8 protein-coding genes are annotated in these 11831 nt (G+C 59.7%); 5 read left to right on the top strand and 3 right to left on the bottom strand.

Annotation, left to right across the window (positions count from 1 at the left end):
- Positions 1 to 410 precede the first annotated feature (410 nt).
- Positions 411 to 1562, bottom strand: a complete 1152-nt coding sequence (locus EOS_RS19455; protein ID WP_047848392.1) for a peptidyl-alpha-hydroxyglycine alpha-amidating lyase family protein — start codon at positions 1560 to 1562, stop codon at positions 411 to 413.
- A gap of 428 nt (positions 1563 to 1990) precedes the next feature.
- On the opposite strand from EOS_RS19455, the gene EOS_RS19460 reads away from it, so the two are divergent.
- Both EOS_RS19460 and EOS_RS19465 read left to right on the top strand, forming a co-directional pair.
- A complete protein-coding gene (locus tag EOS_RS19460) occupies positions 1991 to 2719 on the top strand; it encodes a DUF899 family protein (protein WP_047848320.1) in 729 nt (242 codons plus the stop codon).
- Positions 2720 to 2880: 161 nt separating this feature from the next.
- Complete coding sequence (locus EOS_RS19465) at positions 2881 to 4086, top strand: multidrug effflux MFS transporter (RefSeq protein WP_047848321.1); 1206 nt, start codon at positions 2881 to 2883, stop codon at positions 4084 to 4086.
- Between the two features lie 92 nt (positions 4087 to 4178).
- Here EOS_RS19465 and EOS_RS19470 read toward each other — a convergent pair whose 3' ends face one another.
- Positions 4179 to 4661: a hypothetical protein gene (locus EOS_RS19470; protein ID WP_235442885.1), complete on the bottom strand. Its 483-nt coding sequence runs from the start codon at positions 4659 to 4661 to the stop codon at positions 4179 to 4181.
- Between the two features lie 821 nt (positions 4662 to 5482).
- Between EOS_RS19470 and glpK the strand changes: the two genes are divergently transcribed.
- Both glpK and EOS_RS19480 read left to right on the top strand, forming a co-directional pair.
- Positions 5483 to 6982 carry a glycerol kinase GlpK gene (glpK, locus tag EOS_RS19475; RefSeq protein WP_047848322.1) on the top strand — a complete coding sequence of 500 codons (1500 nt, stop codon included), beginning with the start codon at positions 5483 to 5485 and terminating at the stop codon, positions 6980 to 6982.
- An 84-nt stretch (positions 6983 to 7066) separates the two neighbouring features.
- Entirely contained in the window at positions 7067 to 7927 is an 861-nt protein-coding gene (locus tag EOS_RS19480) for an MIP/aquaporin family protein (RefSeq protein ID WP_200908671.1), read from the top strand.
- Between the two features lie 109 nt (positions 7928 to 8036).
- Here the strand turns inward: EOS_RS19480 and EOS_RS19485 are convergent, their stop codons facing one another.
- Positions 8037 to 8345 carry a DUF4148 domain-containing protein gene (locus EOS_RS19485; protein ID WP_047848323.1) on the bottom strand — a complete coding sequence of 103 codons (309 nt, stop codon included), beginning with the start codon at positions 8343 to 8345 and terminating at the stop codon, positions 8037 to 8039.
- 284 nt (positions 8346 to 8629) lie between these two features.
- Here EOS_RS19485 and EOS_RS19490 point away from each other — a divergent pair, with 284 nt between their 5' ends.
- A complete protein-coding gene (locus EOS_RS19490) occupies positions 8630 to 11821 on the top strand; it encodes an efflux RND transporter permease subunit (protein WP_047848324.1) in 3192 nt (1063 codons plus the stop codon).
- Positions 11822 to 11831 lie beyond the last annotated feature (10 nt).

Consider the following 11831-nt stretch of genomic DNA (forward strand, 5'->3'; position numbering starts at 1 on the left):
AACGCAGGTGCGCTGACCACACTGAGTCCGCCTATTAGCAATGTTGAAAGTTTCATCGATCTCCGCCTCCTGTGTTTTTAGAATAGTTTTGTGTGTTCGTTATACGAACATAGTTTCGCTTTGCGAACCGCGTAAACATGGCCGGGATACTAGTGGCGGGATATCGGCGTCGCCTATGCGGGGCAACCCCTAAACGCGGGCGTGTGCGTCCGGCGCACCGGCTTTGATCCGCATGGCACAACGCTTCTCAAGCACTATTCGGGATTTGGATACTGTTTATCGCCGCACGTCAGGTGGGCTGGGTCAATGGCGGGTAAATAGACGCGGCGGTCACGAAAACCGCCGAAGATGCAGGATGTAGCGAGTGAAACCGGAGCACTGGACCAATCGGGTTCGACGTTTTGCCCTTGTCAGGAATGCAGCACCAGCTTCTGTACACGCCAGTTCAGGAGTTCGGCAACAAACAGCACGTTCTCAGACGGACACGCCATCTCGTGAATCCAGCCGAACTGCTTCAATTGCTTGCCTGATTCGCCGAGCACCCCCAGGACCTCGCCGTCGAGCGACAGCTTGTAGATGCGCCCGGGAAACCCGTCCGAGCTGTACAGCACCTGGTTCGGTCCCGGCGAGATGCAGATCGCCCAAGGCGAGCCGGGTGCAAAGGTGCCGGCGGCTATTGCCGCCTCGTCCGGCACATAACCAATCGCCGGTCGCGCGCCGGGAGGCACCGGCACGTCGATGGTGAACTGGCGCTGGAAATTACCTTCGCCGTCGAACACCTGAATACGCCGGTTGCTGCGGTCGGCTACATAGACGCTCCCCTTGGCGTCGAGCGCGATGCTATGCGGCGTGTGGAACTGGCCAGGGCCAGTGCCGCGTTCACCCCACGACTTGAGCCAGTTACCGTACTTGTCGACCTTGGCCACGCGCGAATTGATATAACCGTCGCTGATATAGGTGTTGCCGGCGGTGTCCCAGGCCACATCGGTCACCTGGCGGAAGCGGCCCGGCTCGGCGGCAAGCGGCGGATTCGGATGCTTCAGCGGACCGGTCTCCTCGTCCGCCGCCTCTTGCTTGCGGCCGAAGACCATCGCAACGCGACCCTCCGGCGTGAACTTGATCACCATGTCCGAACCTTTGTCCGTCACCCAGATATTGTCCTCGCGGTCAACCTTGACCGTGTGCGCGAAAGACCAGGCATAGAGGTTGCGGCCAATCTCGCGAACAAAGCGGCCGTTGGGCGCGAATTCGAGTAGCTGAGCCGCGGCCGCACCATAAGCCGGGCCGCTGGGATTGCCGCGCGAAAGCACGAAGATGTGACCTTTGGAATTCAGTGCGACGCCGGAACACTCGCCGAAATAAACATCGCGTGGCAAGTGCAGCGGATCGGGGATGGAGTCGTAAGCAATGACCGGAGGCGCTTCGGCGGCGTAAGCGGAGCGCGGCAGCAAGGCGAGTGCCGCGGCACCCTCGCCTGCGAGGGCCAGGAAACGACGGCGGGTAAGCACGCGGCTCTGCGGATCACCGCAGCATGGGCAAGATATCGGATGTCCCTGGATCATTGGATCACGCTCCTTCTTGTTCTTCATGACGGTGCCGGACAGGGTCGTGGCCATCTGAGCACGCCGGTGCGGATTTCACTATAGTGCACCTCATGCGCGGCAGAGGCAGAATTCGGGTCCGCTTAAGGCAAACGCTTTTGCGAAATCCTTGGCGCCTTAGTGTCTTAGTGCAGCGCCGTTTCGCACTCGCGTTTCCAAGCATAGCTAAACCGGACCGGTCATCGCGACGCCCGCATTTCTTTCCGATGTGAAAGCCTTCGCCCCTCACGTTGCGGCGTGCGTCTTAGCGAATATCGAAATATATAAAGCGGGCAATGTCGATTTCCTTAGGCATCGCTCGTCGTGTTCATACGGCGGTGGTCCGGCAATGCGCTAATAAACGCGCCGCATCGCGCCCTCATTTCCTTTAACTCGCGAGGAGATCATTCATGGCTTCCTTAAACGGATCTGCGCACACATTGAAACCGGCCCAGGCGCTCGCAGAGTCAACGCGGCGGTTTCCGGGCGAAAGCACGCAATATCGCAGCGCACGCAACGCATTGCTTGCAGAAGAAATCGAATTGCGGCGCCACATCGAGCGGGTGGCAGCCCTTCGGCGGGCGCTTCCGCCCGGTGGCGAGCTGCCGCGGGACTACCGTTTCGACGGTGAGAACGGAGCGGCCACGCTGACGCAAATGTTCGGCGATCATGACACCCTGATTACCTATAACTGGATGTTCGGTCCCAAGCGCGAACGGCCTTGTCCGATGTGCACCTCACTGCTCAGCGCACTCGACGGCGAGATGCCCGATATCCTGCAGCGCGTGGCTTTTGCGGTGATAGCGAGAGGGCCGATCGAGCGGCTGGTAGCCTTCAAGAAGGAGCGCGGCTGGCGCTACTTGCGCGTGTATTCGTCGGGTAGCAACAGCTTCAATCGCGACTATGCCAACGAAGATCCGGACGCTGGCGACAACCCGGCGTTCAACGTTTTCACTCGATCGGGCGGCACCTTGCGCCACTTCTGGGGCGATGAAATGGGCCCGCAAACAGCGGATCCCGGCCAGGACCCGCGGGGCGCACCCGACCCCATGCCGCTGTGGGCGATGCTTGACCTGACACCCGGCGGGCGTGGCACGGACTGGTACCCGAAACTGGAATACGCCGCCTCGCGCGTTTAGCTTGGGCTGGCGCGCGTGTCCACTAGACGCATCGCGGGTGAGCCGACTGATTGCACGTTGGCATCGGATATGAAAAGAGGGAGTGCGAGTCCCGGCTAAACGCCGCGCCGCACACCCCTCGTTTCGATTACGATGCCGCCACACTTTCCTACCGATAAATGATGACACGACGCTTTCTTCAACTTGCCATTGTGCTGGGCCTGATTACCGCCGTGGGTCCATTCGCCATCGATATGTACCTGCCCGCCCTACCTTCTATCGGGGGTGCGCTCAATGCCACCCCGGCCGCGGTGCAGATGAGTCTCATGGTGTTTTTCATCACGCTCGGCGTGTGCCAGCTCGTGTATGGCCCGCTCTCGGACATCTTCGGCCGCAAGATGCCGATCTATGCCGGTCTTGCGATCTTTACCATTGGCAGCGTGGGCTGCGCCTTCGCACCGGACATTTACGTCCTGATTGGCTTCCGCGTGCTCCAGGCGCTGGGTGCGTGTGCTGGCATGGTCGTCCCGCGCGCGATCGTGCGGGACCTTTACACCGGCCACGATGCAACCCGGCTTATGTCGCTTCTCATGCTCGTCGTGAGTGTTTCGCCGCTGCTTGCGCCTCTTACGGGAAGCTTCATCATCGCGGCATTTGGCTGGCGAGGTGTCTTCTGGGCACTGACCGTGGCCGGTGGGCTTGCCTTGCTGCTTGCAGCTACCCAGTTGAAGGAGACGCGGGAAATCCATCATCGCGCCGATAGCTCGTGGGCCAGTGCGTTCGAGGGTTATCGCAAGCTCCTCACCGACCCGACGTTCCTTGGCTTGACCTTTGTCGGCGCGTTTGGGGTCTCGTCGTTTTTTATCTATCTGGCGAGCGCGTCATTCGTGATCATCAACCACTATGGCTTGTCGCCGACCATGTTCAGCCTGTGCTTCGCGCTTAACGCGGCCGCGTTTTTCGGCTTCAGCCAGTTGACCGCGCGCCTGACCGCCAAGTACGGATTGCCGCGCGTCATTCGCGTGGCTGTTACGGGCTTCGCGATTTCGATGTGCATCGTCGCCGCGCTGTTCCTGGCGGGTGCCGACAGTCTCGCGCTCATGATGGTTTTCTTGTTTGTCGGGTATGGTTTCCTGGGACTCGTATTGCCGACTAGCGCTGTCTTGTCGCTTGAAAGTCATGGTGCAATCGCAGGCACGGCTTCGGCGCTGATGGGTGCATTGCAGTTCGTCGTGGGCGCAGCGGTGATGGCTGTGTCCGGCCTCTTCGCCGACGGCGCACCGAAGCCCATGGTGATCGGCATCGCCATCTCCGCGTTGGTGGCCTTGGTCATCGCCCGCTTCACACTGCGCACTGAAAATGTGCGGCTGCCGGCGGCAGCGGAATAACAAACCTGGGCTTAGCGTTTTGAGCGGCTCTCGTAGTCCCCGAGCCGCTCAAGACGCTTGTAGAAATCCCCGCGTGCTTCGCGGTTCGCCCTTCAGTGAGCCTGACAAAGAATGGCCGTCATCACCGGCGTCACTTCGTGAACCGTAGCGTTGCTGCCTATCTGACGCAGGCGGTCCTTGACGTCGTCCGACGCGCCCGTAACCACCACGCCGTACGCCGACTCCCCGATAGGGTCACCCTTGCCCGGCTTGAAGATCGGATCATCCTTTTCATATCCGAGCACGACGAAGACCTGAAAATCAAAAGCCGTCAGCTTCACGCCCCGAGCGGGCCGGAACGCGTTGATGGAATTCGACTCGACCCGCATCGGCTTGGACTGTATCTCCCCACTTTGCAACAGCGCGCTGATGAATCCATGGCCCGTCGATTTGCAATCCAGTTGCTCATCGATCGAGCCTGCATGCGCGAGCGTTGACAACAACCCGAAAGACACGGCCGCGACCGCGGCGGCAACGCGAAAGGCCTTGGTAAGCCGCTCATTGGGCCGCTTGATGACCTGTTTAATGACCCGCATTGTTCGCCTCTTCTTCGACGTTGCATCAGCCGCGGCAAACTTTTTGGTCGCGGAGTTTTACTGTACCTGCACCCGTGAATTACTGCCGGATTGCCCTGGTCTCCTGAATCTAAAAAGCGTTCGCGCTTTGGCTTGCAGCAGCGCTGCTATCGAAATCCCAATGCAGAACCCGTAGCTGCCAGCCAGCTCGATCGACGCACCTTCGCTTAGCCAACCCTTACGAAAATTCACGTTCCGGTGACCGGCAACGGAGCCGGCACTCAGCTTGCCATTCCCGAAAGCGCAACCATCGGCGCTTCAACTTTTCCTTCGAAGCGTCCACCCATTTCGGACGCTATTCGAGGTCACGTCCGTTCTCTTTCGAACCTTCACGAGCTTTCACTTCGCCGTTTTCGAGCTTTTCTACTAACTAACAATCGCAGCCCCACACCACGGTTACATGCCACTAAATGTGGCTTTACATTTTCGATTTTGTTCACTAGCATTCGAATGCGAACATTATTGGTTCGATAGGTTTTCTTTTATTGACAGGGAACGGACACCGTTAAACAGAGCGGAATGGCTGATCTGCTGGCTGTAGAGCGTCGTATTGGCATTGCATGCGATGCCACAGGACGCGGCCTGTCAGTGTTGTTTTGCGAACAGGGAGCCGCCGCTCTTTTAACCGTATAAAGCAGTCACTTGTTTTTAACGTCGCACTCAAAACGCAATGTTGTAGAAGCGCCCGTCTCACCGAAGCCGTAGTCAAAACAAGAAGTCAGCAACGTCGCCAGGCATCATGCACGAAGCGGCGATCCATTCAAAAACCAGTGGAGAAGACAATGCAGGATCAATACATCCTCGCGCTCGATCAGGGCACGACGAGTTCACGCGCCATGGTGTTCGATCGCCAGGGCAACGTAGTGTCGGTAGCGCAGAAGGAATTTGGCCAGATCTATCCGCAACCGGGCTGGGTCGAGCACGACCCGCAGGAAATCTGGTCGACCCAGGCTGGCGTCGCCGCCGAAGCCGTCACACGCGCCGGTCTGAACGGCGCCTCGATCGCCGCTATCGGCATTACCAATCAGCGCGAGACAACCATTGTCTGGGATCGCGAGACCGGTCAGCCGATCTATAACGCCATTGTCTGGCAGGACCGCCGCACGGCCGACTTCTGCGACCAGTTAAAGGCACAAGGGCTGGAAGAAAAGGTCCGCGCCAAAACGGGGCTGCCTATCGATTCCTACTTCTCCGCGACCAAGATCCGCTGGATCCTCGACAACGTGGAAGGTGCGCGTGAGAAGGCGAAGCAAGGACGGCTCGCGTTCGGTACGGTCGATAGCTGGCTGGTGTGGAATTTCACGAAACACGGCCTGCATATCACCGACGTCACCAACGCGTCGCGCACCATGCTCTTCAACATCCACACGCTGCAGTGGGACGACGAACTGCTCGACGCGCTCGACATTCCGCGCAGCATGCTGCCCGAAGTGCGCGCCTCGTCCGATGTATACGGCCCCACCAAGACCACGGTATTCGCCTCGAAGATTCCGCTGGCGGGCATTGCGGGCGACCAGCATGCCGCCCTCTTCGGCCAGATGTGCACGAAGTCGGGCATGGTGAAAAACACCTACGGCACCGGTTGTTTCCTTGTCATGAATACGGGCGACAAGCCGATCGAATCGCGCAACAACCTGGTCACCACCATTGCATGGCAGATCGGCGACCAGGTCAACTACGCGCTGGAAGGCAGCATCTTTATCGGAGGCGCCGTCGTGCAATGGCTTCGCGACGGACTTGGAATCATCAAGAGTGCGAATGAAATAGAGGCACTTGCGCGCAGCGTCGCGCATAGCGACGGCGTCTATATGGTGCCCGCATTTGCCGGCCTGGGTGCGCCGCACTGGAATGCACGCGCCCGCGGCACGCTGTTCGGCGTGACACGTGGCACGACCTCCGGTCACATTGCGCGTGCGGCACTCGAAAGCATCGCCTTTCAATCGATCGATGTCCTGAAAGCCATGGAAGCCGATTCCGGTATCCGCATCGGCGAATTGCGCGTGGATGGCGGTGCAGTCGCCAACAACCTCCTGATGCAATTCCAGGCGGACATGCTGGGCGTGGATGTAGTGCGCCCGCAGATCAGCGAGACCACTGCGCTGGGCGCGGCCTATCTGGCCGGGCTGGCAGTCGGTTACTGGAAAGATGTGAATGAACTGCAAAGCCAATGGAAGCTGGACCGTCGTTTCTCGCCGGATATAGCGGCCGAGGACGTCAAGCGTCAGATGCACGGCTGGCAACGTGCAGTGAATGCCGCCAAGGCATGGGCCGACGCCACCTGAGCCACGGGCTCAGGCCCAGTCTCAGCCGCGTCATCCTGGCGTCCTTCCCTGCAGCGCAGTTCATCTTCTTTGGAGTGTCTCCTCGTGTCAGCAACTATTGCAAAACCTACCGGCAGGCAATTCGTCGGCGAGCTCATTTCCGAGGCTATCGCCGTTCTCATCATCATTGCATTCGGCGATTCGGTGGCGTGTATGTACGTGCTATACGATCCCAGCCCATATGTGAACGCCTACTGGGGCGTCTGCATCTCGTGGGGCCTAGCCGTGACCCTCGCCATCTATGTCACCGGCTCCATCTCGGGCACCCACGCCAATCCCGCGGTGACGCTCGCGCTTGCGCTATTTCGCGGTTTTTCGTGGAAGAAAGTGTTGCCGTACTGGGTAGCGCAACTGATCGGCGGCATTCTCGGCGCCGTCATTGTCTACGCGCTGTTCGGCCCGGTGATCGATCATTACAACGCGGTCCATCACCTGTCGCGTGCGGACGGCGGCGCAGCCGGCGTGTTCTTCACGCATCCGGGCCTGGCCATCACCCCCATGCACGCGTTCTCCGATGAAGTCATCCTGACGGCCTTTCTGTTGTTCGGGATTTTCGCGATCACCGAGCAGTTCAACGAAATGGCTCCACAGGCCAACGCCGGTGCGCTCATGATCGGTTTCCTGGTGGCAATTCTTGGGTCGTCGATGGGGTATCTGGAAGCCTGGGCGATGAACCCGGCTCGCGATCTCGGCCCGCGCTTGTTTGCGTATTTCGCAGGCTGGGGTTCTTCGGCGCTGCCTTCGCCCGACAACTACTGGTGGATTCCCGTGGTCGCGCCGCTGATAGGCGGCGTGATTGGCGGCGGTGCTTACCAGTTGCTGATCCACCCCTTCCTGCCGGCGCGCGTGCGCGCGTTGCAGGCGGAGACCAGGGGCGAGGCCCGCGAACAAGGACAGCGCACTTAATAAGTCAAAACTAAGCCAAACCTAAGCTAAAACAGCGGCACAGCGCCGGACGTTGCTTCGTCCGGCGCTGTGCCGCGCTGCCATTTCCACTGCTACACAACCGTCGGAATCACTGACCGTTGTACACCGGGGCCACATTGGTTCCGCCTGCCGGCGCATGTGACGTCGACGTTCCATTCTCACCCACTCCGCCGTACCCGCTGGAAGCCGTGTCGCCGGAATGCACGCGTGCCTCCGCCGCCTGAATGTCGGCCGGATAGTAAGTGTCCTCCGAGGTTGGGCGATACCCCGCGTTTTCCAGCTGGATGAGATCGGCGCGTACTTGGGCGCGCGTGATAGGAGCGTCCGTGGTTTGGGCGAACGACACGGCGGGAACCGCCAGTGCAAGTGCTAGCGTTGTGCAGATCAGTGCTTTCATGATGAGTCGCCTCTTTGGAAAAGTGGCTTCACTCTCCATGAATGAAGCCCATCCTCATCGTCCTGGAAGCGGTGATGAGTGAACTTCATTCTGCGCGGCAAGGGCTGACCCGAAGCTGACGCTCAGATGACAAGATTGTCATGTTGCCCTTACGCGCCTTCTGCCCCCGAAGATAACGGCTTTGTAACGTTGCGGTCAGTACCGAGTAACGACCAAAACGCGACACTTGGCGCACATCACGAAGTCTCCGCTTTTCAAGCGCAGCTTATCTTCCGGGAATTGTCATGTGGATTGTCAGACTGGCCCTGAGCAGGCCTTACACCTTTATTGTTCTAGCGATCCTGCTGTTCATCATGGGACCGCTTGCCATCATGCGTACGCCTACGGATATTTTCCCAAATATCAATATTCCGGTGGTGAGCATTGTCTGGTCGTTCAACGGTTTCTCCGCGGAAGACATGGCGCAGCGAATCACGTCGAACTACGAACGTGCGCTCACTTCCGACGTTGAAAATATCGAACATATTGAATCGCAGTCGCTGAACGGCGTCTCGGTCATCAAGATCTTCTTTCACCCCGGCGCCGATATCAACCGCGCTATCGCAGAGGCCGGTTCGAACGCCGAATCCCTTCTTCGTATCCTGCCCCCGGGCACCTTGCCGCCGAACATCATTACGTATAACGCATCGACCGTGCCTATCCTGCAACTTGGCCTGTCGAGCAACACGTTGCCCGAGCAAACGCTCTATGACCTTGGCAACAGCTTCATCCGTACGCAGCTTGCTACCGTGCAGGGCGCTGCCGTCCCGCTGCCCTTTGGCGGCAAGATCCGCCAGATCATGGTCGACATCGATCCTCGTTCAATGCAGGCAAAAAGCTTGTCGCCCAGCGACGTGGTCAATGCCGTCAATGTGCAGAACCTGATCCTGCCGGGCGGCACGGCCAAGATCGGCTCGCGTGAATACAACGTGCAAATGAACGGTAGCACCGACAGCGTCGCGGCGCTCAACAACCTGCCGATCAAGACCGTCAAAGGCGGCGTGGTTTATGTACGCGACGTCGCGCAGGTGCGCGACGGTTACGCGCCGCAGACCAACATCGTGCGCAGCGAAGGCAAGCGCGCCGCGCTGCTCACGGTGGAGAAGACCGGCAGCACGTCGACGCTGACCATCATCAGTCAAATCAAGGCCATGCTGCCGAAGATCTCCGCCGGCTTGCCCCAGGCCCTGCACATCACTCCGCTTTCCGATCAGTCGGTATTCGTGAAGTCGGCTGTGACCGGTGTTGTTCGGGAAGCCCTGATCGCCGCATGCCTTACCGCGCTGATGATCCTGCTGTTCCTCGGCAGCTGGCGCGCGACCCTGATCATTGCAGTCACCATTCCGCTTTCGGTGCTGACCTCGCTGATCGCGCTCTCGGCGCTCGGGGAAACCATCAACATCATGACCCTCGGAGGCCTGGCGCTGGCAGTCGGGATCCTGGTGGACGACGCGACCGTGGCTATCGAAAACATCACGCACCATCTGGAGAACGGCGCACCGCTGCATGACGCGATCCTCAATGGATCGGGTGAGATCGCGGTGCCGACCTTCGTTTCAACACTTTCGATCTGCATTGTGTTCGTGCCGATGTTCCTGCTCTCAGGCGTGGCCCGTTACCTGTTTGTGCCGCTGGCAGAAGCTGTTGTGTTCGCAATGTGCGCGTCATACTTCTTCTCGCGCACGCTGATCCCGACGCTGGCGATGTATCTGATGAAGGCACCTTCGAAGGACGGCCAGCCGCCACGGGGACCGTTCGCGTTCCTGAAACGATTCCAGATGGCATTCGAACATCGCTTCGAACAGTTACGCCACGGTTATAAGGGAACGCTCAGCCGCGCAATCGAGAATCGCCACCGGTTCCTGCTGATCTTCATGCTGCTTTGCGTGGGTTCGCTCGCGCTCGTGCCCTTCACAGGCCGCGATTTCTTCCCGTCCGTGGATACCGGTGAAATCCGCCTGCATATGCGTGCACCGACCGGCACCCGGATCGAACAGACGGCGCGTATCGCAGACGAAGTCGAAGCGAAGATCCTCACTGTCATTCCGAAGTCGGAAGAGGCCGCCTTGCTCGACAACATCGGCGTTCCGGTGAGCGGCATCAACCTGACCTATGATTCGTCGGCACCGGTTGGAACGGCAGACGCCGACATCATGATCACGCTGAAGGCAGGACATGCGCCGACCGCGGACTATGTCGCCAAGCTGCGCAACGTACTGACCGCCTCGTTCCCTGGCACTACCTTCGCGTTCCTGCCGGCGGATATCGTCAGCCAGATCCTGAACTTCGGCCTTCCCGCGCCAATCGACATCCAGATCGTCGGCAACAAGCTCGCCCAGAACCGCGTTGTTGCGAACAATCTGCTGGCGAAACTGCGGTCAGTGCGCGGTCTCGTCGATGCCCGTATCCAGCAGCCTGGAGACGAGCCCGCGATCAACGTGAACGTCGATCGCACCAAGGCGATCCAGGCCGGCCTGACGCAAAAGGACGTTGCGCAGAACCTGCTTATCGCACTGTCGGGCAGTTCGCAGACCACGCCAAACTTCTGGCTCGATCCAAAGAACGGCGTGAGTTATCCATTGATGACCGAAGTGCCGCAATACGATATTCATTCGCTGCAGACGCTCGCGAACGTACCGCTGACGCAAGCCGCGGGCTCGACCGCGCCGCAAAACCTGCTGGGCTCGCTCGGCACGATGTCGCGCAGCACGCAGCAAGCCGTGGTCTCGCACTACAACGTGCAACCCGTGCTCGACATCTTCGCCTCGGCGCAAGGACGCGACCTCGGCGGCGTGGCCTCCGACGTGACCACGCTCGTGGATCAGGCGCGGGCACAGTTGCCCCCCGGCTCTTCGATCGTCCTGCGCGGCCAGGTGCAGTCGATGAACGAATCGTTCAGCGGCTTGGGGATGGGACTCGTATTCGCCATCGTGCTGGTGTACCTCCTGATGGTCGTGAACTTCCAGTCGTGGATCGACCCGCTCATCATCATCAGCGGCTTGCCTGCGTCGCTGGCGGGTATTGCATGGATGCTCTTTGCCACGCACACCACGCTCAGCGTTCCCGCGCTGACAGGAACGATCTTGTGTATCGGCATTGCGACGGCCAACAGCATTCTCGTCATCAACACGGCGCGCGAGATGTTGCAGGGCGGCGCGGCGCCGCTGACCGCTGCGCTCGATGCCGGCTTCAGCCGTTTCCGTCCCGTCCTGATGACCGCGCTCGCGATGCTTATCGGCATGTTGCCCATGGCGCTTGGTCTCGGTGACGGCGGCGAACAGAATGCGCCGCTCGGCCGTGCAGTGATCGGCGGCCTGGCGATCGGCACGGTCTCTACCCTTCTTTTCGTCCCGGTCGTTTTCGGCATGGTCCACACGTGGATCGAAAAGCGACGCTTGAAAAAAGCGGCGGCGCAAGCCACTCCGGCCATCCAGTGACTGCCTTTAA

This window comes from Caballeronia mineralivorans PML1(12), assembly GCF_001028175.1.
In the GTDB taxonomy this organism is placed as follows: domain Bacteria; phylum Pseudomonadota; class Gammaproteobacteria; order Burkholderiales; family Burkholderiaceae; genus Caballeronia; species Caballeronia mineralivorans.

Coding starts and splice junctions, on each gene's coding strand:
- EOS_RS19455 (WP_047848392.1), bottom strand. CDS start 1,562: ATGATCCAGGGACATCCGATATCTTGCCCATGCTGCGGTGATCCGCAG.
- EOS_RS19460 (WP_047848320.1), top strand. CDS start 1,991: ATGGCTTCCTTAAACGGATCTGCGCACACATTGAAACCGGCCCAGGCG.
- EOS_RS19465 (WP_047848321.1), top strand. CDS start 2,881: ATGACACGACGCTTTCTTCAACTTGCCATTGTGCTGGGCCTGATTACC.
- EOS_RS19470 (WP_235442885.1), bottom strand. CDS start 4,661: ATGCGGGTCATTAAACAGGTCATCAAGCGGCCCAATGAGCGGCTTACC.
- glpK (WP_047848322.1), top strand. CDS start 5,483: ATGCAGGATCAATACATCCTCGCGCTCGATCAGGGCACGACGAGTTCA.
- EOS_RS19485 (WP_047848323.1), bottom strand. CDS start 8,345: ATGAAAGCACTGATCTGCACAACGCTAGCACTTGCACTGGCGGTTCCC.
- EOS_RS19490 (WP_047848324.1), top strand. CDS start 8,630: ATGTGGATTGTCAGACTGGCCCTGAGCAGGCCTTACACCTTTATTGTT.